The following is a 23,038-nucleotide window of genomic DNA, read 5'->3' on the forward strand; positions in this document are numbered from 1 at the left end:
GCGACGCGTCGCACCACAGAGCTTCTGGCCAAGGTCGGCCTCAAGGAAAACCCCTCGACGCTGATCACCAACATCGGCGTCGGCAAGCAGCAGCTCGTCGAGATCGCCAAGGCGCTGTCCAAGAAGGTCAAGCTCCTGATCCTTGACGAGCCGACCGCCTCGCTCAACGAGAGCGACTCCAACGCCCTTCTCGATCTCCTCCTGGAGTTCAAGAAGCAGGGCCTCACCTCGATCATCATCTCGCACAAGCTCAACGAGATCTCGCGCGTCGCCGACAAGATCACCGTCTTGCGCGACGGCGCCACCGTCGAGACGCTCGACTGCCATGCCGAGACAATCTCCGAGGCGCGCATCATCCGCGGCATGGTGGGACGTGAACTCAGCGACCGCTTTCCCAAGCGCGTGCCGAAGATCGGCGAGACCATCTTCGAGGTGCGTAACTGGACGGCCTATCACCCGATCCATTCCGACCGGAAGATCTCCAACGGCATCAACCTCAACGTCAAGCGCGGTGAGGTGGTGGGCATCGCCGGCCTGATGGGCGCCGGCCGTACCGAGTTTGCCATGAGCGTGTTCGGCCACTCCTACGGCCAGAAGATCTCCGGCGAGGTGCTGATCAACGGCAAGCCGGCCGACGTCTCCAACGTCGAGCGGGCGATCAAGTCGGGCCTTGCCTACGTCACCGAGGACCGCAAGCAGCTCGGCCTCGTCCTGATCAACAACGTGATGCACAACACCACGCTGGCCAACCACAAGGGCATCTCGAAGAACTTCGTCATCGACGAGCACACCGAGCGCAAGGCGGCCAACGAATATCGCCAGAAGCTCCGCATCCGCACGCCCAGCATCTATCAGGATGTCGTCAACCTCTCCGGTGGCAACCAGCAGAAGGTCGTCCTGGCCAAGTGGCTGTTTGCCAACCCGGACGTCTTGATCCTCGACGAGCCGACGCGCGGCATCGACGTCGGCGCCAAATACGAGATCTACACCATCGTCAACGACCTCGTCGCCGCCGGCAAGGCGGTCATCTTCATCTCCTCGGAAATGCCGGAACTGCTCGGAACCTGCGACCGCATCTACGTCATGAACGAAGGTGCGATCGTCGCCGAAATGCCCGTCGCCGAGGCCAGCCAGGAAAACATCATGGGCGCCATCATGCGCTCGGGGGAGAAGGTTTGATGTCCAGCGTAAATCCGCCCGTGGCGGAAGGAACTGACGGGTCACTCATGTCCGTACTCCGGCGCAACGCCAAGGATTACGGCATGCTCATCGCGCTGATCGCGGTGATGGTGTTCTTCCAGGTCATCACCGGCGGCGTACTGTTCATGCCGGTCAACCTGACCAATCTGGTGCTGCAGAACTCCTTCGTCGTCATCATGGCGCTCGGCATGTTGCTGGTGATCATTGCCGGCCATATCGACCTCTCCGTCGGCTCGATCGTCGGCGTCATCGGCGCGCTGGCCGCCATCCTGATGATCCGCCTCCAGATCAATCCCTGGGTCGCCTGCCTCATCTGCCTGATCGCCGGCGGCGCCATTGGCGCGGCGCAGGGCTATTGGGTGGCCTACCACCACATTCCGGCCTTCATCGTCACCCTGGCCGGCATGCTGATGTTCCGCGGCGTCACATTCTGGATTCTCGGCGGCATCAACATCAGCCCCTTCCCGGCCGAATTCACCAAGCTCTCCACCGGCTTCCTGCCCAGTCTCGCCAACGTCGGCGGCTTCGACTCGACTGCAGTGATTCTCACCCTGTTGCTGGTGGCCGCCTTCGTTCGCGGATCGATCCTGGGCCGCAAGAACGACGAAGCGCATGGCGAGGACGTTCTGCCGATGCCGGTCTTCCTGGTGCAGACAACCGTCGTCGCGGCGATCATGCTGTTCTTCGGCTACCAGTTGGCGGTCTACAAAGGCATTCCCAACATCCTCATCATCATGGGCGCCATGGTCGGTGCCTATTATTTCCTGACGACACGCACCACCATCGGTCGTTCCATCTACGCGCTCGGCGGCAACGAGAAGGCGACGCGGCTCTCCGGTATCAACACCAACCGCTATTCCTTCTATACGTTCATCAACATGGGCGTCATGGCGGCCTTTGCCGGTCTGATCGTCGCCGCCCGACTCAATTCGTCGACGCCCAAGGCCGGCACCGGTTTCGAGATGGACTGCATCGCCGCCTGCTATATCGGCGGCGCCTCGACCACCGGCGGCGTCGGCCGGGTGACCGGCGCGGTGGTCGGCGCCTTCATCATGGGCGTGCTGAACAACGGCATGTCGATCATGGGCCTCGGCATCGACTTCCAGCAGATGGTCAAGGGTGCCGTCCTGCTCGCCGCTGTCGTCTTCGACCTCTACAATAAAAACAAGGGGTGATACCTCACGCCTCCAGCCCCGATCCTCCAGCAACCTCAGCGGGGCCGAAAGGCTCCGCTTTTTCATGCAAAAACGCCCCGGCACCGGGTGCCAGGGCGTTTCAATTCGCTTGCGTTTTAGTCCGTCAGGCGGCGCGCTGATGCGGCGGCATGCGCAGATTGGCCACCGGCTCCCAGACCGAACGGTCGAGTTCCCGCTCGGCGGTCTCGCGGCAGAAGCCGACATCATCGAGCAGATACGGGTCTTCGACCAGCCGCTGCAGGTCATGCCGAAGCAGGCTGCGCTTGCGCCACTGCCGATAGAGCTGACCGATATTGAAAGTGCTACCGGCCCACTGACGGAGGGACATCGAGTTGATCATGATTGAACTCCGTACTGTTCGCTTGAGCTCTATATGCCGATGCCGACCCGCCCCTTCAAACGCCTTTTTTGCCCACTTGACGTTCCAAAAACTCAACCGTAAACAAATGCTTACCAAGGACATCCGATCGACCGCGCCACGGCCGGCACACCCTAAGGGAAACTGCGTGGAAAGCCGTCATATTTCTGACAAAACTGACCTTTTCGCCTTTAAATCTACGGGATTTGCGGGATGGTAAAGCACCGCTGATACCTTGGTCGAAAGGTGCCTTCCACAAGACTCCGCGGCGCCATGCCGTGCATGAAAATCAACCGGACCTCATTTTGCGGGAGCGCCCAGCGTGGCCGTCCATCGCCTGCCCAGCCTCAACGCCCTCAAGGCTTTCGAAAGCGTCGCCCGCCTCGGCGCGCTCAACCGCGCCGCCGAGGAGCTCAACGTCACCGAGAGCGCCGTCAGCCGACAGATCAGGGCGCTGGAGGACGATCTGCGCGTCGAGCTGTTCCGCCGCGTCCATCGCGGCGTGCGCCTGTCGCCGGAGGGCGAACAGCTGGCGCTGTCGCTCGGCACCGCCTTCGAGGCGATCCGGCGCGGCGTCGAGCATATCCGCGCCCGCCCCGGCGTCGTCCGCGTCCGCACACCACCCACCTTCGGCGCCCGCTGGCTGCTGCCGCGCCTCAGAAGCTTCGAGACGGCCAACCCCGACCTGACGGTGCGCGTATCCGTCCTATGGGAGAACATGGACCCCAGCGACGTCGAGAACGACGTCGGCATTCTCTACGAGTCGCGCCAGTGGCAGCCGGAGGAACTGGTGCCTTTCCTGATGGAGCGGCTGACGCCCGTCTGCTCGCCCGCCTATTACCAGACGGTCGCCCACCTGGAACCGCTGGAGCAGTTGCGCCGCGGCCAGATCCTGCACTGCTCCGGTATGGCCGACTGGCAGCGCTGGGTGGCCCGCGCCTTCGGCGATGACGAAGTGGACGTCGAGCACGGCGAGACCTTCGACACCATGGACACCGCGCTGCGCGCCGCCGAGGCGGGGCGCGGCTTTGCCATGGCCGACCTCTCCATGATCAACGACGATCTCGGCCTCGGCCGCCTGGTGGCGCCCTTCCGCATCATCGCCCCCGGCGTCGACAACTTCTATCTCGTCCGCCGCGACCGCCTGCGGCCGAAGCCGGAAGTCACGCGCTTCGTCGAATGGCTCTACGCCCAGGTCGAGGAGATGAACGAGGGACGCTAGTACTTCTTGGCTCCCCCACCTAAAATGCACTTTCCTTTTCGCAGAACTACGCGTAGGGCGCCTGCACGACAGCACCGGCTGAAACGCCCGTCGAACGATTCGGATGCCCGGCGCCGACAAGATTGTGTCACTGTTGGACGTCGCTTTGCCGGCCACGGCACATGCAGGATTTGGGTATGAACGACGCAGAAGTTTATTTGCTCAGCCTCAATCAGCACATCGTGGAGGGGACGGAGAGCGGCGCGAAGCCGCAGATTCTTTGCGGCCCTGACTCGCCACGCGCCGGCCAGCCGGGAGAACGTCTATCCCGCGTCTTCGAGGGGCTCGCCGATACCTACGATGCCGCGACGGCCGTCATCGACAACGGCCGCGTCTGGACCTATCGCGAGATGGACGCCGCAGCGAACCGCTTCGCGCGTCTGCTCGCCGATCGCGGCGTCAAGCCCGGCGATCGCGTCGCTCTGTTGCTCGACCGCTCCGCCGAGACCTATATCGCCATCCTCGCCGTGATGAAGGCGGGGGCAGCCTACGTGCCGCTTGCCCTGGCCTTCCCCGAGGAGCGCATGTCGCTCATCATCGAGGACGCCGGCGTCAGCCTCGTCGTCACCATTGCCGACCATGCGGCACGCGCCGCCGGGCTTTCCGTTCCCCATCTGGTGATCGCGGCCGATAGTCCGGAAGCCGCCGGTTACCCCGATACCCCGCTCGAGGTCGCCGGGTCTGACGACGAGATCTGCTACATTCTCTACACGTCCGGCACGACGGGGCGGCCCAAGGGTGTAGCCGTAAGCCACCAGAGCATATGCAACTTCGTCCGCGTCGCCGCCGATGCCTACGGCTACCGGCCCGATGACCGCATCTATCAGGGCATGACCGTCGCCTTCGACTTCTCTACTGAGGAAATCTGGGTGCCGTTCGTCGCCGGTGCAACCGTCGTTCCCGCGCCGGGCCGCATGACGCTGATTGGCGAAGAGCTCGCAGACTTCCTTCGCGCCAACGCCATCACCTGCATGGCCTGCTCGCCGACGCTCCTCTCCTCGATCGAGAGCGACGTGCCAAGCCTTCGCGCCATCCTGGTTGGCGGCGAGGCCTGCCCGCACAACCTCGTGACGCGCTGGTCGCGACCCGGTCGCCAGATCCTCAATACCTACGGCCCGACCGAGGCAACTGTGACGGCCACCATGTGTTACCTGACGCCCGAGCGTCCGGTGACCATTGGCGCACCGCTTCCGACCTATTCCATCGTCATTCTCGATGCCGAGTCGCCGCAGCTCACGGCGCCGGGCGAGCTTGGCGAAATCGGCATCGCCGGCATCGGCGTTGCGATCGGCTATCTCAACCGTCCGGACCTGACGGCCCAGAAGTTCATTCAGGACTTCATCGGCCTGCCGAACAATCCCTCGCAGCGCATCTACCGCACGGGCGATCTTGGGCGCATCAATGCCGACGGCGAGATCGAGTACCACGGCCGCATCGACACGCAGGTCAAGATCCGCGGCTACCGCATTGAGCTGGGCGAAATCGAGGCTGCCTTGTTGGACCAGCCAAGCATAGCGCAGGCTGCAGTCACAACCTGGAAAATCGAGCCCGATCGCATCGAGCTGGTGGGCTATTATGCCGTGAAGTCCGGCATGGCTCCCATTGCCCGCGGCGACCTCGTCAACGAGTTGCGCCGCCGCCTGCCCGACTACATGGTGCCCTCCTTCCTGGAGGAGTTGGCGGCTCTGCCGATGACCGTATCGGACAAGGTGGATACCCGCCGGCTGCCGAAGCCCACCAGCCTGCGGCTAACCACCGAGCGCAAGGAAATCCTGCCTTCAACGGATGACGAACGCTTCCTGACGGAGGCGCTGCGCGACGTGCTGAAGATGGACGACATCTACGTCGAGGATCATTTCTTCAACGACCTCGGTGCCAATTCGCTGCTGATGGCCCGCTTCTGCGCCCGGCTGCGCGCACGCAAGGAGTGGGCGACCACCTCCATGCGCGACATCTATCTGCATCCGACGGTGGCCGACCTGGCCCGCCACCTTCGTGGACCGGAAGAAGTGTCTGCGGCAGCCGAGGAAGTCTGCCTCACGCACCGCGCATCGAACTTCGCCTACTGGGCCTGCGGAGCCGCGCAGCTCGCCTTCTTCGGCCTTTACAGCTACCTCGACCTCTGGCTGCTGAACTACGGTCTCGACTGGGTCTACGACATGCTCGACGACCCGTTTCAGCTCTACCTGCGCTGCGCACTCCTTTCCGCCGCCGTGTTCTTCGGTATGTCCGGCTTCGCCATCGCCGTGAAGTGGCTGTTGATCGGTCGCTGGAAGGCGGAAAGCTTTCCAATCTGGGGGCCACGCTACTACCGCTTCTGGCTGGTCAAGACACTGATCCGTACCGCCCCGGTCGTCCTCTTTCGTGGCAGCCCGCTCTACAGCCTTTACCTGCGCCTGCTCGGCGCGCGACTCGGTCGCAGCACGACCATCGAATGCCGGGCGATTCCGGTCTGTACCGATCTCATTTCCATTGGCGCGAACACGATCCTACGCAAGGAATCGACGATACTCGGCTATCGCGCCCAGGCCGGCTATATCCATACCGGCCCGATTTCCATCGGCCGCGGCGCCTTTGTCGGCATCGGCAGCATGGTCGACATCGATACCTCGATCGGCGACCGCGCCCAACTCGGCCATGCCTCCTCGCTGCAGCGTGGGCAGCATATTCCCAATGATGCGCACTGGCACGGTTCGCCGGCCAGCGAGACCACGGCCGACTACTGCAAGGTGCCAGTGGTCACGCTCCCCAAACTGCGACGCATCCTCTACGAGGCGGTGCAGCTCGTTACCCTTTTCGTTGTCGTGACGCCGCTTCCGCTGTGGTTCCACAGCTTCTGGACGAACGTCAGTGACGACTATCAGGAGACAATCGGTATCGTCGCCATCGGCACGACCGTCACGCTGCTCGGGATCATCCTCGGCCTGCTCTTTGCTGCCCTCGTGCTGCCGCGCCTGTTCAGTCTCGTGCTGAAACCCAACCGCACCTACCAGCTCTATGGCTTTCATTTCTGGCTGCAATCCATCATCGAGGTCTCGACCAACGCGCGCCTGCTCAACCTGATATTCGGCGACAGTTCCGCCATCGTCCGCTACATCCGGGCGCTTGGTTGGAAGCTGAACAAGGTGGTGCAGACCGGCTCGAACTTCGGCAGCAACCAGCAGCAGGACAACCCGCTGTTTTGCGAGATCGGTTCCGGCACCATGGTGTCGGACGGCCTTTACATGATCAACGCCCACAAGTCGGCTTCCGCCTTCAGGCTGGAGCACACCAAGGTCGGCGAGCGCAATTACTTCGGCAACAACATCTACTATCCGCCGGATGGCCGGACTGGAGACAACGTGCTTCTGGGCACCAAGACGATGGTGCCGATCGACGGACCTCTGCGCGCGAATACCGGTCTGCTCGGTTCCCCATCCTTCGAGATCCCACGCATGGTCAAGCGGGACAGGGAACTCATCCAGGGTGTCAGCGAAGACGACCGCCGCGCCCGCCTGCCGCACAAGAACCGGCACAACCTTGTCACCGCGCTGATGTTCGTTGCGGTGCAATGGATGATGCTGTTCGTCACGCTGGCGATCTGGGATCGGGCGCTGAACTACTACACGGAATGGGCGGAGGTGGCGCTGTTCGTTGCCTTCGTTCTGACGGCGGCCATCGTCATCCCCATCCACATTTTTGTCGAATGGGCGAGCATGGGCTTCCGCAGGCTGCAACCGCGCACGGACACCATCTACGACGTTGCCTTCTGGTGTCACGAGCGTCACTGGAAGCTGTCGGATTCATTCGTCCTGCAACTCTTTGCCGGCACCCCATTCCGCCCCATGCTCCTACGGGCGCTCGGAACGAAGGTCGGCAAGCGCGTCTACGACGGCGGAGCCAATCTCACGGAGCGGTCGCTGGTGGAGATCGGCGACGATGCGACGCTTAACGAGGGATGTGTCCTTCAGGCGCACTCGCTGGAGGAAGGCGTCTTCAAGTCGGATTATATCCGGATCGGTAATGGCTGCACGCTCAGCCCCACCGCCTTCGTTCACTACGGGGTCACCATGGGCGACGGTTCGATCGCCGATGTCGACTGCTTCGTGATGAAGGGCGAGAGCCTAGAGCCAAACTCAATCTGGCGCGGGAATCCCGCCAAACTTCACGGCTTCGTCAAGCCGATCGTGGACGAATGAACGACAAGGCGGATGAAACCGCGCTACGGGCAGAGATGGGACGGCTTGCCCTGCCGGGCATCCGGGTCGGCTGTCGTATAATCCGCGACGGCGACGAAGCCTTGCTCCTGCCCGAAGAGGCTGCCGCTATTCCCGCTCGCCACCCCGCAGCCCGACGCGCGAGCGGCACGGCCCGCGCGCTCGCGCGTCACTTGCTGGCGCTCGAAGGTATAGAGGCGGTTCCCATCGGGCGTTCCAGTGCGGGAGCGCCACTCTGGCCGTCGGGTTTCGTCGGCTCGATCGCCCATGATGAGGAGATGGCGGTCGCTGCCATTGCTAGGCGTGCCGATACTCTCTCGCTCGGCATCGACACCGAGCCCGCCGAACCGCTACCGGACGACGTTGCCAGCCTTGTCGCGATTCCTGGCGACGTTCTTGCGGGTATCGCCCCACGCCTCGCGACGCGCCTTCTCTTCAGCGCGAAGGAGGCGGTCTACAAGGCCACCTATCCACTCGACGGGGAAGTCCTTGGCTACGAACACATTACCGTCGATCTAGCGCGGTGCGAAGCTGTCACCGCGAACGGCCGCAGGATACGGCTATCCCACAGCCTCTTCCCCCGTATTGTCGTGCTGGCCGTGGCGACCTGAGCAATTTCAGCAAAAGTGGGAACCGGTTTTGCGTCCGAAATTGCGGTGAAACAAAAGAGCTAGAGCATTCCCGGCGACGGCCTAATAGAGCCGTCCGCCGACCACCGCGTCCTTGTCGGGCGCCACCAGCACCACCTGGTCGTTGGAATCCGGCACGCCCAGCGTCAACACTTCCGAGCGCATCGGCCCGATCTGCTTGGGCGGGAAGTTGACGACGGCGAGCACCAGCCGTCCGACGAGGTCTTCCACCTCGTAGTTTTCGGTGATCTGGGCCGAAGACCGACGTTCGCCGATCTCCGGTCCGAAATCGATGCGAAGCTTGTAGGCCGGCCGACGCGCCTCCTTGAACACCTCGGCCGCAATGATGCGGCCAACGCGGACGTCGACTTTCAGGAAGTCGTCGTAACCGATCGGCTCGCTCATGCCTCAGCCCGCCAGCTCGCGCGACCGATGGGCGGCGGCGGCAACCGCCGCGTCGATCAGCGGCTGCCAGCCCTGCTCGCCCATCAATACCGCCAGCGCCGCGGCGGTGGTGCCGCCCGGCGAGGTGACGTTCTTGCGCAGCGTTCCGGCATCGGTCGGCACGCCGGCCAGGAGCGCGCCGGCACCGACGATGGTCTGGCGGGCCAGCAGCATGGCAAGGTCGGGTGCAAGGCCCGCCTTCTCGCCGGCGGCGGCCATCGCCTCGACCAGCAGGAACACATAGGCCGGCCCGCTTCCCGACAGGCCGGTCACCGCGTCGATCAGCGCCTCGTCGCGGATCCAGGCCGACTTGCCGACGGCATTGAGCAGACCGGAGACGGCGCGCCGATGCGCCTCGGTGACGGCGGCATTGCCGACGGCTACCGACATGCCCTGCCCCACCTGCGCCGGCGTGTTCGGCATGACGCGGATGATCGGCCCGTCGCCGAGCGCCGCCGCGAGAGTGGCCAGCGTCGTGCCAGCGGCGATCGACACCACCAGTGTCGACGGCCCGACCACGCGCTTCAGCGCCGGCAGCGCCTCGCCCATCTGCTGCGGCTTGACGGCCAGCACCACCACGTCGGCGGGATCGGTAATGTCGGCGGCGTCCTTATAATGGGTGACCGAATATTCGATCAGCATCGAGAAAGCTTCCGAGCCGATGTGCGGATCGACGATGGACACCGCCTTGGGGTTCATTCCCTTCTTCAGCCAGCCATGCAGCATGGCTCCGCCCATCTTGCCGGCTCCAACGAGCACAAGCGATCCGATATCCGAAAACGGCATGGTGATCTCCCCGACCGGCCCGGCCTCACGCATACGCTGGCCATTGTTCCGGTTGCTTCCGGTCTGCCACAAAACGACCGGTCAGAAAAGCCGCGCATGCCTTCGGCAGCGATTCGTAGACGTGCCGATTCGGTCCATCCGCAAAATTCCTCATGCCTTGCGGCTCTCTGCGCCCCATTTATGGTTAATCAAATATGTTCCTTAATCGCGCAAATGTGATAATATTCATTTGTATTAAATTTTGATTGCTGCACCGTTTCAGATCAATAACCATACTGTTGCATCAATACATCAGCCAGAATGCGCCGTCATCTTGCCCAGATTTCGTCAAATTCTCGCATCGACACCGCCTCATTTGGCCATCATCTTCCACTCATCGAACAGCCGGGCAGTGATTGCTTACGGCCAGATGCAAGGTGTGCGGGGACAGCTCCCAATGTCACCGCACCAGATGTGTAAGGAGTGAATAAATGAGCAAGCTGCTTCTTGGCGCCGTCGCCGGTTCGGCCCTTCTCCTGTCGGCCCCCGTTTTCGCCGCCGACCTTAACGAGCCGGTCCCGGCTGCTCCCTATGTCGCGCCGGTTTCCACCGCCTTCGACTGGACTGGTGCCTATGTCGGTGCCGACGTCGGCTACGACTGGGCCAGCAAGGCCTCGTCGGTCGGCAAGAACCATGACGCGGTCGTCGGCGGTGTGTTCGCTGGCTACAACTACCAGATCCAGAACAACATCGTCGTCGGCGGTGAAGGCGAAGTCGCTTACGGCGGCGCCGACCCGCTCGCCACCTGGACGGGCGCCATCCGTGGCCGCGCCGGCTACGCCTTCGACAACATCCTGGTCTACGGCACGGCCGGTGGCCTGGTTGGCCAGGGCGAGATGAAGAACAACGGCTCCGACAACACCCGTACGCACTACGGCTATCAGGTCGGCGCCGGTGTCGAAGCCGCTCTGACCAGCAACATCACGGCTCGTGCCGAGTACCTCTACACCGGCACCAACAGCCGTAACTACGGTTCGGCCGGCGGCGACAGCGACCTCAACGGCAATGCCGTCAAGCTTGGCGTCGCTTACAAGTTCTGATCTCCCGTAGATCGATAAGACAAGGCCCCGGCAGCTTCGGCTTCCGGGGCCTTTTTCATGTCGGCATCTCAGTGCGGCACGGTCTCGGCAAAGCCGGGACAACGCTCGCCGAAGCGCGCGAACCAGCCGGCAAGGCGCGGCCGGCTGGCGCGCCAGTCATCGCCAAGGCGGAAATCGATGAAGCCGAGGCCGCAAGCGACGGCGATCTCGCCGACGAGAATGTCGACCTCCGAGGGCGGCTCCTCCTCCAGCACGTCGAGCGCTCGGTTCATCTTGCCACACTGATGGGCGAGCCAGCGGTCCGAGTAGAGCGGCTCGTCACGGAACATCGTCTCAAGCCGCCGGAGAACGCCGGCGTCGAGAATGCCGTCGCCGATCGCCTGCAGCTTGAGCGCGGCAAAGCGCGCCACCGGCTCGACCGGAATGATGCGGTTGCCGCCGGCGAGATAATCGAAATACTCGAGAATGACGCGGCTGTCGTAGAGCGTCGCGCCATCGGCCAGCACCAGCGTCGGGATCTTGCCCAGCGGATTCTCTGTCCTGAGGCTGTCGGTGTCGTCAAGAAAGTCGGCGGGCACCACCTCGATCCGGTCGGCAAGGCCGAGGACGGCGGCGGCGAGCCGTGGCTTACGGCCAAAGGGCGAGGTCAAAGATGTGCGCAGGATCATGTCGGCCATAGCGAGTCTCTTCTATTAAGGCGCACAAACTACGAGCTTTTTTCGCAAGAGCGGATAGGTGAAAAGCCGAGGCGGAGACTTTTTGCTTGGGTGGCCGGCGAAGCATCGCGCGCGCTCGATAGATTCAAAGACGGCCTTGTTTCTATACTGAGTACACATTTCCATTGACCGTACGAACGGAACGGACTAGGGAAATATGTACTGAGTATATATTCACGTCCGGATAGCGCAATCCGCGCCGACCGGAGGCGCCTTCAAGCCCGCCGGAGCAGCCCATGAAAGCCATTCGTTTCACTCGCTATGGCGGCCCTGAGGTCCTGACCGTGGCCGAGGTCGAGCCGCCGCGTGCCGGCCTCGGTCAGATCCGCATCGCCGTCCGTGCCTCGGGCGTCAACCCGTCCGACTGGAAGCGGCGCCAAGGCCTCTTCGAGGAAGTGACCTTTCCGGCCGGGGTCGGCGTCGAGGCATCAGGCGTGGTCGATGAGATCGGCCCCGGCGTGACCGGCGTTGCCCTCGGCGACGCCGTGTTCGGCTTTGGCACCGACACGGCGGCCGAGCAGGCGATTCTCTTTCATTGGGCGACCAAGCCGGACAACGTGCCATTCGAGGTCGCCGGCGGACTGCCGGTGATCTCCGACACGGCAACGCGAGCGCTCGATGAAGTGGGCATTGAGGCCGGCGAGACGCTGCTGGTGAGTGGGGCGGCCGGCGGTATCGGCTCGGCCGTCGTCCAGCTGGCGCGGTTGCGCGGCATCGCAGTGGTCGGCACCGCCAGCGCCGGCAAGCACGATTATCTCCGCGGCCTCGGCGCCATCCCCACCACCTACGGGCCGGGCCTCAAGGCGCGCGTCGCCGCTCTGGTGCCGAGGGGCATCGACGCGGCGCTCGACATCGCCGGTTCTGGGGTCATTCCCGAGCTAATCGATATCGTTGGCGCCCCTGCGCGCGTTCTCTCCGTCGCCGATGTCTCGGCCGAGTCCTACGGCGCCAAGTTCTCTCATGGCCCGCCGAAAAACCCCGAGCGGATCTTCACCAGCATGGCCCAGCTCTGTTCGGAAGGCCGCTTCCATCTGCACATCGACCGGACCTTTGCGCTGGAACAGACCGCCGAGGCGCACAGGATCAGCGCCGAGGGACGGGTGACCGGCAAGCTGGTCATTTGCCCGGATAGACGTCTTTCCAGCTAGCCGAAGTGCCGCCGCAACTGGTGGCGGCCGACAGATGGTCGAGCCTGAAGGCCGTGTCGGTGAAGGTCCAATCGGCCTTGAAGGCGCAGCCGTGATCGTCGGCGCCCTGGGCTTCCAGCCGGTGGCTTGCCGGATCATAGGCGACGCTCGAGAGTACATCGACGCCATACCAGCCGAGCCGGTCGGAGAAGCCGGCAAAGATCAGCGGCGCCATGCCGCCGATCTCGCCGCTTTCGATCATGTAAAGGCGCGAGACCAGACCCGAAGCGTTGCGGAAGCAGGGAATGGCATAGAGTGTCGCCGTTTGGCTGAGCGGTGCGATCAGCGGCTTGGCATCGACGATATCGGTGGCGTCGGGCGCCTCGCAGGCGGCCGAGGCGAGATGCAGTTCGAGAAGGCGCGGCGGCACGCCGGCCGCCGCCAGATGGGCGGCGACGTCGACGTCCGGCGCTTCCGGCAGGCCGATCGGCGGCCCGGCTCGGCGGTCGCCGGGAATGCCGCTCTGCTGCGCGTCGATCTCGTTGAGGGCCGATGCCAAGCCATCGAGCGGGAAGCGGTCGGAATGCGCCGCGCCAGCGATGTCGATGAAGGAGAAGCGCAGCATATGACCGCGCTGCACCTCCAGCATCAGCCGGTCGAGCGCCGTCTGCGACACCAGGTAATAGTCGGACGGATGGACGAAGGGCGCATAGTCCGACACTGGCCGAAGCGTGATGTCGACCCCGTTATCGACCGAGAGTGCCACCGGTCGGTCACGATCGGCTAGCACGCCCTGCGTCGAGATCAGCACCGTCCAGCGCGCCCGAGTCTCCGGCGCCCGCGACAGCACGAAGACGCTGGCCTTGTCCGGGTTCACCGCCTGCACGCTGGCCGCGCAATGCTTGCTCTCGTCGCAGACCACCGAGAAGGCGCCGAACCGCTTGGGTTCCGCGGCCGCGGCGCCAACTGCCGTGCTGAGGGCGATCGCCAGCAGCGTTATTCCGAAAACCAATCGCCGCGACATGTTTCCCCCGATCGCCTCACCTCGCATCGTCTCGCAAGCGGCAAGGCCGCTCGGGCGTGGAAGGCGCTCCTCCTCTTAGGTGGGGGACCATGACACAGTTGTCGAGCAACCGAAAGGCGACCCGATTTCCGGCTGGATCAGACCTGAAAGGCGTCGCTTTCCCGCGCAATGAGATGCAGCGGAAAGATCTCCTGGATCGGTTTGCCGCCGAATTCCGCGGCAAAGCGCGGCATGCCGGACAGGACCGCCTCGGCCAGACGCTCGCCAAGGCGTTTGAGGTCGACCCGGAAACAGGTGAGGCCGGGCGTGAGATAACCGGCCATCGGCGTATCCACCGAACAGCTGGCGATGGCGATGTCACGGCCGGGAATGACACTGGCCTCGCTGAAGGCAAGGCAAGCTCCCGCCGCCGGGCGGGAGTCGGAGAACACCACCGCCGTCGGGCGCTCGGGCGCGGCCAGCACCCGCTCCACCACCTTGTAGCCGCCCTTCTCGTCCGCATCGGTTTCAAGGACGAGACGGAAGGGCAATCCACGCGCATCGAGCTCGCGCTGGTAGGCTGCCTGAAGCAACTGATCGAACATCAGCTCGGGCGTTTTGGAGACCAGCGCGATACGCCGATGACCGAACCCCATCAGCCTGTCGATAATGGTGGTCATCGCCCCGTCGAAGTCGAGATCGAGCCAGGGATGCTGGCCGCCCGACCGGCTCTGCCCCCAGGTGGCGAACGGGATCTTGCGCTTGGTCAGATAGTCGAGGCGAGGATCGTTCTCGCGCGTTTCCACCAGCACGATGGCGTCCGCCTGCCGGCGCTCGACGACGCGACGGACGCGGTCGTTGAGCTCCTGGCCGGGCTCGTTCAGGTGGATCATCAGGTCGAGCTCGAACCGCCGGAAAACCGACTGCATGCTGCGGCTGATCTCCATGAAGATCATCGCTTCCTGGCTCGACGTCCGGTCGGTGGAAAGCACCAGTGCGATGGAATTGACGGTGCCCTTCCTGAGGCTGCGGCCCGATTGGTCGGGCGCGTATCCCAGCTCGTCGGCCGCCTCCAGCACCCGGCGGCGCGTCTCGGCATTGACCAGCGGATGGTTGTTGAGGGCCCGCGACACGGTGCCGATCGACACGTTGAGATAGTCAGCCAGTTCCTTGATGCCCACGATCATCCCGCCCTTTTGCCCAAAGACTACAAGTCCTAGTGGTTCGACTCCGACATTTGCATCCGCCTGATACCAGCCTCGGAGCAAATGTCGGAGTCACTAGAACCACTAGAAAGTCATTGGCTCTAGTGGAGCTTTTGAATTTGACATTTGATCTGGAGCTTGATGTCAGGCGGGACTCAAATGTCAAATTCGCTCCACTAGGCGTTCACCGGAAGCCCTCCGCCGGAACAAGCCCTCTCCGTTTCGCCCGCATTCCTGATACCAGCATCCGAACGTCTCGTCCAAAAACAATTTGACTCGACATTCGATGAATTGTAAATTCGCAATCGTTTACAGCAGCACTGAGCGGAGAGAGTAATCAGCGCTGCGACGCTTTACGCATGGCTATACATCCAAATCGCGTTACGATTCGCGATGACGCAGCATGTCGCGTTGTTTCAACGGCGCGGCAACGGGCTTTTGCATGCCAAGTGGAGGAAAACGACTATGATGAGGAAGCTATTGCTTGGGCTTGTCTTCTCGACAGCCGCCACAAGCGCCGTTATCGCCGCGCCGGTGACGCTGCAAGTGTGGGCGCTCGACGAGCCGGTTCATTTCACCGAAAACATGGCCAAGGAATTCGAGGCCAAGAACCCGGACATCAAGCTCGACATCAAGCTGGTCAATTTCGCCAATATTCTCAACGACACCATCCGTGCCGTGTCGACCAACACCGCCCCCGATCTCCTGATGCTCGACAATCCGGATATCGCCTCGGTCGCCTCGCACGACGTGTTGCTCGACCTCAGCGATCGCATCGCCGCCTCCAAGGTGGTCGACGCCAAGAATTTCTATCCCGGCCCGATCAATCAATCGACCTGGAAAGGCAAGATCTACGGCTTCCCGCGCGGCGGCAATACGCTCGGCCTCTACTATAACGCCGACCTGTTCAAGGCTGCCGGCCTCGACCCGACCAAGCCGCCCCAGACCTGGGACGAAATCTCCGCCGCCGCCGCCAAGCTCACCGACGCCAAGAAGCGCCAGTATGGCTTCGGCTTCTCGGCCGTCGCCACCGAGGAATCCACCTTCCAGTTCCTGCCCTGGGCGCAGTCGGCCGGTGGCGACTTCAACGCCATCAACACCGACGGTTCGGTGCGGGCGCTGCAATTCTGGCAGAAGCTCGTCGACGACAAGGTGGCAACGCCGGAAGTGCTGGTGCTCAACCAGCCCGACCTCGGCAGCCAGTTCGTTGCCGGCAACATCGGCATGATCGTCACCGGCTGCTGGGAGCTGCCGCGCTTTGCCAAGGAAGTGAAGTTCGACTGGCGCGTCGCCCTGATGCCGATCGAAAAGGCCGGCGCGCCGCGCGCTTCCGCCCTTGGCGAACTCGCCTATGCCGTTCCCAAGACCTCGGCTCATCCCGACGAGGCCTTCAAGTTCCTCGAATACATCTATTCGCAGAGCTCGCGTGACTGGAACGAGTACGGCTGGCTGCCGCTCGACCAGACCGCCACGCCGAAGGACCCCAAGTGGCCGGAAGCCTACTCCGTGTTCGCCGAGCAGATGAAATACGCCCGTGGCCGTGGTCCGTCGCCGGTGTGGCCGAAGGTCTCCAAGGCCATCCAGACGGCGATCCAGGACACCCTGACGCACAAGACCGACGCCAAGACTGCCCTCGACACCGCCCAGGCCACTATCGACGGCCTCATCAAGTGACCTGAAACCGGTCGGGTTGTCCTCTCCTGCAACCCGGCGCCTCCGTCCGGGGCGATCCCCCATCGTCCCGGACGCCACGACCAGACGGATATCTTCCGCATCGGACGACGGGATCATGCTTCAATCGGGTTTTGCCAAATACTTGCGGGACGGCAAGGGCTTCGAAGGCACGCTGATCGTCGCCGCCGTGCTCTACCTCCTGGTCTTCGCGGCCTTTCCCCTCATCTACACCGTGGTCATGTCCTTCCAGGAAGTCGACATGTTCACGCTCGGCACGCTCGTCCGTCCCTTCGCCGGCTTGCAGAACTACACCGACCTGTTCCATCGGCCCGAATTCGCGCCGATCGTCTGGAACACCGTGATCTTCGTGACGCTGTCCATTGCCTTCCAGCTGACCATCGGTTTCGCGCTGGCCTTGTTTTTCCTGCAGGATTTTCCGGGCTCCACCTATGTCCGCGGCCTGTTCCTGGCCGGTTGGATCCTGCCGGCCCTGGTGGTCGGCGCCGTCTGGCGCTGGATCTTCGCCGGCGACTTCGGAGTCCTCAACTACGCCCTCCAGAGCCTGGGGCTGATCGACGGGCAGATCTACTGGCTGTCGGACCCCGCCTATGCGCTCTACTCGGTGATCATCGCCAACATCTGGCTCGGCATTCCCTTCAACATGATCCTGCTGTCGGTCGGCCTCGCCGGCATCCCCGGCGACGTCTACGAGGCGGCCGAGATGGACGGCGCCAACGTATTCCAGCGTTTCCTGACCATCACCCTGCCGATGATGGGGCCGACGCTCGGCGCGGTGATCGCGCTCGGCGTCATCTTCACCTTGCAGCAGTTCGACCTCGTCGCCGCGCTCACCCAGGGCGGCCCGGCCAACGCCTCTAACGTCGCGCAATACTGGTCCTGGCAGATGTCGTTCCAGACCTATGAGATCTCCGGCGGCGCCACCGTCGCCACCATGATGATCGCATTGGTGATCGTCGTCGCCGTCATCTATGTGCGCTCGGTGCAGCGCGAACAGTCGTTCTGAGCGGGAGGCGACGATGAAAAGATACCTGCTCCTGGCGCTCGCCCTGCTGTTCGCCGCCATCTACCTGTTCCCGGTCTACTGGATGTATGCGACGGCGCTGAAGACCTCCGGCAGCATCTTCAAATATCCGCCGGAACTCTGGCCCTCCGAGCCGCTGGTCCAGGTGTCGCGGGTCTTCGCCGAGCACGACATCGGCCGCTATCTCTGGAACTCGCTGCTGGTGGCGAGCGGCATCACCGCCATCACTATGCTCTTGGGCACCGGCGCCGCCTATGCGCTGGCCAATGCCCGTGGCACCAAGGCCAACATCGCGCTGTTTCTGGTGATCGTGCTGCAGGTGCTGCCGCCGTCGCTGATGGTGACGCCGCTGTTCGTCGCCTTCAACCACGTCGGCTTGCTCGACTACCCCCGCACCGCCGTGGTGCTGGCCACCGCCGCCAAGACGCTGGCCTTCTACATCGTGCTCTGCCGCGCCACCTTCACCCAGGTGCCGCGCGAGCTGAAGGACGCGGCGCTGGTCGACGGCAACTCCCACCTCGGCGCCTTCTTCCTGATCATCCTGCCGCTCGCCCGCAACGGCATTCTGATCACCTCGGTGCTGGTGTTCCTGCAGTCCTTCGGCGAATACGTCTACTCGCGCTCATTCATCGCCACGCGCGAACTCCAGACCGCCACCGTCAATCTCGCCACCTATCTCAGCGCCAACTCGGCCGACTGGGTGGGCCTGATGAACTACGCCGGCATCTATGTCGCGCCCATCCTGATCGTCTTCATCCTGCTGCAGCGGCAGATCGTCACCGGCCTTACCTCCGGCGCGCTGAAATGAACGTGGATCACCCGTCGATGAACCAGATCGAAATCGAGCATCTCAACAAGAACTACGGATCGCTGCAGGTGCTGCACGACATCAGCCTCGACATTCCCATCGGCGCCTTCGTCGCCTTGGTCGGCCCGTCCGGCTGCGGCAAGTCGACGCTGCTCCGCACCATCGCCGGCCTGGAGACCATCACCTCCGGCACCATCAAGGTGGCCGGCGAAGTGGTCAACGACAAGGCGCCGCGCGAACGCGACCTCGCCATGGTCTTCCAGTCCTACGCGCTCTATCCGCACATGACGGTGGAGCAGAACATGTCCTACTCGCTGCGCCTGCGTCGCCGCCCCAAGGCGGAGATCGACCAGCGCGTCGGCGAAGCCGCGAAGATTCTCGGGCTGGAAAAGCTGCTGAAGCGGCGGCCGAAGCAGCTCTCCGGCGGCCAGCGCCAGCGCGTCGCCATGGGGCGGGCCATCGTCCGCAATCCCAAGGTGTTCCTGTTCGACGAGCCACTTTCCAACCTCGACGCCGCCCTGCGCGTGCAGATGCGCAGTGAGATCCGCAAGCTGCACAAGAACCTCGGCGCCACCTCGGTTTACGTCACCCACGACCAGATCGAGGCGATGACCATGGCCGACCTGATCGTCGTGCTGCACGACGGCCGCATCGAGCAGATCGGTAAGCCGCTCGACCTCTACCGCCGCCCGGCCAACCGCTTCGTCGCCGGATTCATCGGCTCGCCGGCCATGAACTTCGTGCCCGCTGAAATCACGGCCGACGGCCGGGCGATCGCCCTCGGCGCCGGTGCGCTGCTGAAAATCCCCCGAGCGCAGGAGCCGGGTCGCAAGGTGCTGGCCGGCCTCCGGCCCGAACACCTCCGCCTCGACGGCAGCGGCGAGCGGCTTGCCGCCACCGTGGATATCGTCGAAGGCACGGGATCCATGACCTTCATCGAGGCGAAGGTTGGCAGCGAACTCGTCAACATCGCCTATGCCGGCACCTATGAGACCGAGGCCGGCGCGCCGCTGACGCTCGGTATCGCCAGCGAGGACATCTACCTGTTCGATCCGGAAACCGGCCGCGCGCTTTAGGGCATCATCCGACCGGAGTGAAACGAGGATCGATAAGATGATGCTTACTAAACAAAGGCCTAGAGCGCCGATCTGATTCTTTCAGATCGAACAGCGCCCTAGCGCTGTGGGCCTCCCAGAACTGAATGACCGGGGCGGTCCGACCGCCTCGCGGGAAAAGGACTTTTGCCTTGGAAACTCTGTCGATTGAGCGCGATGCGCTGTGCTGGTCCTATAACGGCGCCTGGCTGAGGATCGAAGCCCACGGCAAGGATGGTCTCCGGCTGAGGTCGTCGATCTACCCAGCACGCGAGGAAAAGACGGAGGGCGCGCTGCTGCACTCGAAGGATCATACGTCGATCATTAGTCGGCTTAAGAGCGGTATGCGCATCGAAAATGGCGCCATCGCTGCCGAGGTCGACTTGCAGGGGCGCGTCAAGTTCTTCAACCGCCAGGGTAACCTGCTGCTCGAGGAGAAATGGCGGCAGCGCGACACGCTGACCAAATTCTGGACCATCGGCGACCACGCGGCGGAGACCATCAGCGCGCTTTGTCTGTCGGGTCGCGAGTTCAAGCCGCTGCACGGCGGCGCCTCCAGGATCACCGTCCGCTTCGAGCCCGTTCCCGGCGAACGGCTCTACGGCATGGGCCAGTACCAGCAGCCCAACCTCGACCTCGTCGGCTGCACGCTGGAGCTGGCCCAGCGCAACTCGCAGGCCAGCGTCCCCTTCGTCGTCTCTAGCCACGGCTATGGCTTTCTGTGGAACACGCCGGCCATCGGCGAAGCCTCGTTTGCCAGGAATGGCACGCGCTGGATCTCGGAAGCCGCGCAAGGCATCGACTACTGGATCACCGCCGGCGATACGCCCGCCGACATCCTGCGCAACTATGCCCAGGCGACCGGCACGGCGCCGATGATGCCGGACTTCGCGCTGGGTCTCTGGCAGAGCAAGCTGCGCTATCGCACGCAGGACGAACTCATGACGGTGGCGCGCGATTATGCGGCGCGCGGCATTCCCCTGTCGGTGATCGTCGCCGACTTCTTCCACTGGCCGGTACAGGGCGACTGGCGCTTCGACGAGCGCGAATGGCCGGACCCGGCCGCCATGGCCGCCGAGCTCAAGGCGATGGGCACCGAGCTGATGGTGTCCATCTGGCCGACCGTCGACGCACGATCGGAGAACTACGCCGAGATGGCCGAGAAGGGCTATCTGGTGAACACCAACCGCGGCATCCCCGTCCAGTTCGATTTCCTCGGCAACAGCCGCTTCATCGACCCGACCAATCCCGCCGCCCGCGACTTCCTGTGGGGCGTCGCCCGCAAGAACTATTACGACAAGGGCATCCGGGTGTTCTGGCTGGATGAGGCGGAGCCGGAATATGCCGCCTATGATTTCGAGAATTACCGCTATCACACCGGCAATCTGCTGGAAGTCGGCAACGCCTATCCGGCCCGCTATGCTCAGGCCTTCTATGACGGGCTGAAAGCGGCCGGCGAGACGGAGATCGTCAGTCTCGTCAGATGTGCCTGGGCCGGCAGTCAGCGCTACGGCACGCTGATCTGGTCGGGCGACATCCAGAGTTCCTTCGCCTCGATGCGCAACCAGCTGAGCGCCGGGCTCAACATGGGGATGGCCGGCATCCCCTGGTGGACCACCGACATTGGCGGCTTCCATGGCGGCCACGTCGACGACCCGGCCTTCCACGAGTTGCTGGTGCGCTGGTTCCAGTGGGCGGTGTTCTCGCCGGTGCTGCGCATGCACGGCTATCGCGAACCCACCGCGCCGCCGGCCGTGCCGTTCCGCGATGGCGTTGCCCAATGCGACAGCGGCGCCGGCAACGAACTCTGGAGCTTCGGCGACAATGTCTACACCATCCTCAGCCGCTATGCCGACCTGCGCGAGCGCCTGCGCCCCTATGTCCGTGAGCTGATGCGGGCAGCGCATGAGACTGGCGATCCGCTGATGCGCACCCTGTTCTACACCTTCCCCGGCGACGCCCGCTGCTGGGAGATCGACGACCAGTACATGTTCGGCGACGACCTTCTGGTTGCGCCGATCCTCAAGGCCGGAGAGACCGAACGCAGCGTCTACCTGCCGGTCGGCACCGACTGGGTCGACGCCTGGACGGGCCGCGTCTTCGCCGGCGGCGAGACCATCGTCTGCCCGGCACCGCTGACGGAGATACCGGTGTTCGTCAGGAAGGGCGCCGCCGTGCTCGGTCTATTCCCTGCCTGAGTGGCGGCCAATGGTACTGCTCAAAGCGGAAGGGTGCGGCGCACCGGCCACGTCATGGCGAGGACGCCGGCCAGGACACAGATCAGTCCGATCGACGCCGTCCAGGAAAGCTTTTCGCCCAGGAACAGTGTGCCGATCGCCACGCCGATCGGCACACGCAGATAGGCCTGTGCCGTGGTGCCGACCGAGCCGAGCGTTTGGATGAGCCGGAAATAGATCACGAAGGCCAGCGCGGTGGAAAAGACAGACAGGGCGGCGAGTGCGAACAGGGATGCGGCGCTCGGTGCCAATGTCCAGGGATGATCGACGACAAGGCTCGTCGGAACGAGGATCACGGCGCCCGAGATCAGCGATCCGGCCGCCGGCACCATGGGATCGAGCCCCCTAAAGGTCTTGCCGAAGATGGCGGCACCGGCATAGCAGATGGTGGCCGCGACGATGGCAAGTTGTGCCCAGACTTCGTCTCCGAGGCCGCCGAGCGCCTGGACGCCGACGATCAGACACGTCCCGACCAGCCCGGCAGCGACACCGAACAGCCGACGACCAGTCACCGTTTCATGGTGGGTAATCAGCGCGGTCAGCAGGAACACGAAAATCGGCGCCGTCGAATTCAGGATGGTGGCAAGGCCTGCCTCGGTGGTCTGTTCAGCCCAGGCAATCAGGGTGAAAGGCACGACGGAGTTGAGGCAGGCTTGAAACAGAAAGCGCCGCCAGGTGTTGAGGTCACCCGGCAACTTCAGCCCACGCAATCGGATGATGGCAACGAGGATGGAGCCGGCGATCAGCGTCCTCAAGGCGATCAGCGTGACCGGAGGAACAGTCTCGACGCCGATCTTGATGAGGGTGTAGGAGGCGCCCCAAAGCGTCGAGAGCACCAGCAGCAGCGCCAATTCCGTCGCCATGCCTGTCTTTTTGGTCATCCGATGCCTGCTTTTGTTCGGGCTCTCGCTCATTGCTAGCGCTTCCCGAGCACCGGATGCTTCGATGCGGGTCGAACCGTTGATAGCCGAGGCAACCTCCTC

At 63.6% G+C, this 23,038-nt stretch carries 19 protein-coding genes; 12 read left to right on the forward strand and 7 right to left on the reverse strand.

Annotated features, from left to right (window positions below; genetic code table 11):
• Together G522_RS30525 and mmsB are read left to right on the forward strand one after the other, a co-directional pair.
• Positions 1-1,179, forward strand: a 1,179-nt coding sequence (locus tag G522_RS30525) for a sugar ABC transporter ATP-binding protein (protein ID WP_245586683.1), incomplete at its 5' end; no start/stop codon positions are given.
• Positions 1,179-2,375 (forward strand): multiple monosaccharide ABC transporter permease, encoded by a 1,197-nt coding sequence (gene mmsB, locus G522_RS0116800; protein WP_026792037.1) that lies wholly within the window; start codon positions 1,179-1,181, stop codon positions 2,373-2,375. The genes G522_RS30525 and mmsB, both read left to right, overlap by 1 nt.
• A gap of 124 nt (positions 2,376-2,499) precedes the next feature.
• Here the strand turns inward: mmsB and G522_RS0116805 are convergent, their stop codons facing one another.
• A complete protein-coding gene (locus G522_RS0116805) occupies positions 2,500-2,736 on the reverse strand; it encodes a hypothetical protein (RefSeq protein ID WP_026792038.1) in 237 nt (78 codons plus the stop codon).
• Positions 2,737-3,076: 340 nt separating this feature from the next.
• Between G522_RS0116805 and G522_RS0116810 the strand changes: the two genes are divergently transcribed.
• From G522_RS0116810 to G522_RS27325, 3 genes are all read left to right on the forward strand, one after another.
• Complete coding sequence (locus G522_RS0116810) at positions 3,077-3,976, forward strand: LysR substrate-binding domain-containing protein (protein WP_026792039.1); 900 nt, start codon at positions 3,077-3,079, stop codon at positions 3,974-3,976.
• Between the two features lie 176 nt (positions 3,977-4,152).
• On the forward strand, positions 4,153-8,193 hold the full coding sequence (locus G522_RS27320; RefSeq protein ID WP_156886970.1) for a Pls/PosA family non-ribosomal peptide synthetase: 4,041 nt from the start codon (positions 4,153-4,155) through the stop codon (positions 8,191-8,193).
• Positions 8,190-8,822 (forward strand): 4'-phosphopantetheinyl transferase family protein, encoded by a 633-nt coding sequence (locus tag G522_RS27325; protein WP_026792040.1) that lies wholly within the window; start codon positions 8,190-8,192, stop codon positions 8,820-8,822. Before G522_RS27320 ends, G522_RS27325 begins: the two co-directional genes overlap by 4 nt.
• A gap of 81 nt (positions 8,823-8,903) precedes the next feature.
• On the opposite strand, the gene G522_RS0116825 is transcribed toward G522_RS27325, so the two are convergent.
• Both G522_RS0116825 and proC read right to left on the reverse strand, forming a co-directional pair.
• A complete protein-coding gene (locus G522_RS0116825) occupies positions 8,904-9,245 on the reverse strand; it encodes a tRNA-binding protein (protein WP_026792041.1) in 342 nt (113 codons plus the stop codon).
• Between the two features lie 3 nt (positions 9,246-9,248).
• A complete protein-coding gene (gene proC / locus G522_RS0116830) occupies positions 9,249-10,070 on the reverse strand; it encodes a pyrroline-5-carboxylate reductase (RefSeq protein ID WP_026792042.1) in 822 nt (273 codons plus the stop codon).
• A gap of 470 nt (positions 10,071-10,540) precedes the next feature.
• Between proC and G522_RS0116835 the strand changes: the two genes are divergently transcribed.
• Positions 10,541-11,149, forward strand: coding sequence for an outer membrane protein (locus tag G522_RS0116835; RefSeq protein ID WP_026792043.1), 609 nt, complete (start codon positions 10,541-10,543; stop codon positions 11,147-11,149).
• A gap of 68 nt (positions 11,150-11,217) precedes the next feature.
• Here G522_RS0116835 and G522_RS27330 read toward each other — a convergent pair whose 3' ends face one another.
• On the reverse strand, positions 11,218-11,826 hold the full coding sequence (locus tag G522_RS27330) for a glutathione S-transferase family protein (protein WP_245586684.1): 609 nt from the start codon (positions 11,824-11,826) through the stop codon (positions 11,218-11,220).
• Positions 11,827-12,101: 275 nt separating this feature from the next.
• On the opposite strand from G522_RS27330, the gene G522_RS0116845 reads away from it, so the two are divergent.
• On the forward strand, positions 12,102-13,013 hold the full coding sequence (locus G522_RS0116845) for an NADP-dependent oxidoreductase (RefSeq protein ID WP_026792044.1): 912 nt from the start codon (positions 12,102-12,104) through the stop codon (positions 13,011-13,013).
• On the opposite strand, the gene G522_RS0116850 is transcribed toward G522_RS0116845, so the two are convergent.
• Positions 12,982-14,016 carry a DUF1176 domain-containing protein gene (locus G522_RS0116850; protein WP_026792045.1) on the reverse strand — a complete coding sequence of 345 codons (1,035 nt, stop codon included), beginning with the start codon at positions 14,014-14,016 and terminating at the stop codon, positions 12,982-12,984. The two genes, G522_RS0116845 and G522_RS0116850, sit on opposite strands and share 32 nt — an antisense overlap.
• Before the next feature lie 137 nt (positions 14,017-14,153).
• Entirely contained in the window at positions 14,154-15,182 is a 1,029-nt protein-coding gene (locus tag G522_RS0116855; protein WP_026792046.1) for a LacI family DNA-binding transcriptional regulator, read from the reverse strand.
• A 483-nt stretch (positions 15,183-15,665) separates the two neighbouring features.
• Here G522_RS0116855 and G522_RS0116860 point away from each other — a divergent pair, with 483 nt between their 5' ends.
• The 5 genes from G522_RS0116860 (at position 15,666) to G522_RS0116880 (ending at position 22,016) form a co-directional block, all read left to right on the forward strand.
• Entirely contained in the window at positions 15,666-16,874 is a 1,209-nt protein-coding gene (locus G522_RS0116860; RefSeq protein WP_026792047.1) for an ABC transporter substrate-binding protein, read from the forward strand.
• A 115-nt stretch (positions 16,875-16,989) separates the two neighbouring features.
• The gene (locus tag G522_RS0116865) at positions 16,990-17,898 is read left to right on the forward strand and encodes a carbohydrate ABC transporter permease (protein ID WP_036839743.1); all 909 of its coding nucleotides are present in this window, start codon (positions 16,990-16,992) and stop codon (positions 17,896-17,898) included.
• A 13-nt stretch (positions 17,899-17,911) separates the two neighbouring features.
• Positions 17,912-18,724: a carbohydrate ABC transporter permease gene (locus G522_RS0116870; RefSeq protein WP_026792049.1), complete on the forward strand. Its 813-nt coding sequence runs from the start codon at positions 17,912-17,914 to the stop codon at positions 18,722-18,724.
• A 17-nt stretch (positions 18,725-18,741) separates the two neighbouring features.
• On the forward strand, positions 18,742-19,800 hold the full coding sequence (locus G522_RS0116875) for an ABC transporter ATP-binding protein (RefSeq protein WP_051228736.1): 1,059 nt from the start codon (positions 18,742-18,744) through the stop codon (positions 19,798-19,800).
• A 170-nt stretch (positions 19,801-19,970) separates the two neighbouring features.
• Positions 19,971-22,016, forward strand: coding sequence for a glycoside hydrolase family 31 protein (locus G522_RS0116880; protein WP_036839746.1), 2,046 nt, complete (start codon positions 19,971-19,973; stop codon positions 22,014-22,016).
• Between the two features lie 20 nt (positions 22,017-22,036).
• Here the strand turns inward: G522_RS0116880 and G522_RS0116885 are convergent, their stop codons facing one another.
• Positions 22,037-22,936, reverse strand: a complete 900-nt coding sequence (locus tag G522_RS0116885) for a DMT family transporter (RefSeq protein ID WP_036839824.1) — start codon at positions 22,934-22,936, stop codon at positions 22,037-22,039.
• Positions 22,937-23,038 lie beyond the last annotated feature (102 nt).

This window comes from Pleomorphomonas oryzae DSM 16300, assembly GCF_000422965.1.
Classification (GTDB): Bacteria; Pseudomonadota; Alphaproteobacteria; order Rhizobiales; family Pleomorphomonadaceae; genus Pleomorphomonas; species Pleomorphomonas oryzae.

Coding starts and splice junctions, on each gene's coding strand:
- mmsB (WP_026792037.1), top strand. CDS start 1,179: ATGTCCAGCGTAAATCCGCCCGTGGCGGAAGGAACTGACGGGTCACTC.
- G522_RS0116805 (WP_026792038.1), bottom strand. CDS start 2,736: ATGATCAACTCGATGTCCCTCCGTCAGTGGGCCGGTAGCACTTTCAAT.
- G522_RS27320 (WP_156886970.1), top strand. CDS start 4,153: ATGAACGACGCAGAAGTTTATTTGCTCAGCCTCAATCAGCACATCGTG.
- G522_RS27325 (WP_026792040.1), top strand. CDS start 8,190: ATGAACGACAAGGCGGATGAAACCGCGCTACGGGCAGAGATGGGACGG.
- G522_RS0116825 (WP_026792041.1), bottom strand. CDS start 9,245: ATGAGCGAGCCGATCGGTTACGACGACTTCCTGAAAGTCGACGTCCGC.
- proC (WP_026792042.1), bottom strand. CDS start 10,070: ATGCCGTTTTCGGATATCGGATCGCTTGTGCTCGTTGGAGCCGGCAAG.
- G522_RS0116835 (WP_026792043.1), top strand. CDS start 10,541: ATGAGCAAGCTGCTTCTTGGCGCCGTCGCCGGTTCGGCCCTTCTCCTG.
- G522_RS27330 (WP_245586684.1), bottom strand. CDS start 11,826: ATGGCCGACATGATCCTGCGCACATCTTTGACCTCGCCCTTTGGCCGT.
- G522_RS0116845 (WP_026792044.1), top strand. CDS start 12,102: ATGAAAGCCATTCGTTTCACTCGCTATGGCGGCCCTGAGGTCCTGACC.
- G522_RS0116850 (WP_026792045.1), bottom strand. CDS start 14,016: ATGTCGCGGCGATTGGTTTTCGGAATAACGCTGCTGGCGATCGCCCTC.
- G522_RS0116855 (WP_026792046.1), bottom strand. CDS start 15,182: ATGATCGTGGGCATCAAGGAACTGGCTGACTATCTCAACGTGTCGATC.
- G522_RS0116860 (WP_026792047.1), top strand. CDS start 15,666: ATGATGAGGAAGCTATTGCTTGGGCTTGTCTTCTCGACAGCCGCCACA.
- G522_RS0116865 (WP_036839743.1), top strand. CDS start 16,990: ATGCTTCAATCGGGTTTTGCCAAATACTTGCGGGACGGCAAGGGCTTC.
- G522_RS0116870 (WP_026792049.1), top strand. CDS start 17,912: ATGAAAAGATACCTGCTCCTGGCGCTCGCCCTGCTGTTCGCCGCCATC.
- G522_RS0116875 (WP_051228736.1), top strand. CDS start 18,742: ATGAACCAGATCGAAATCGAGCATCTCAACAAGAACTACGGATCGCTG.
- G522_RS0116885 (WP_036839824.1), bottom strand. CDS start 22,936: ATGACCAAAAAGACAGGCATGGCGACGGAATTGGCGCTGCTGCTGGTG.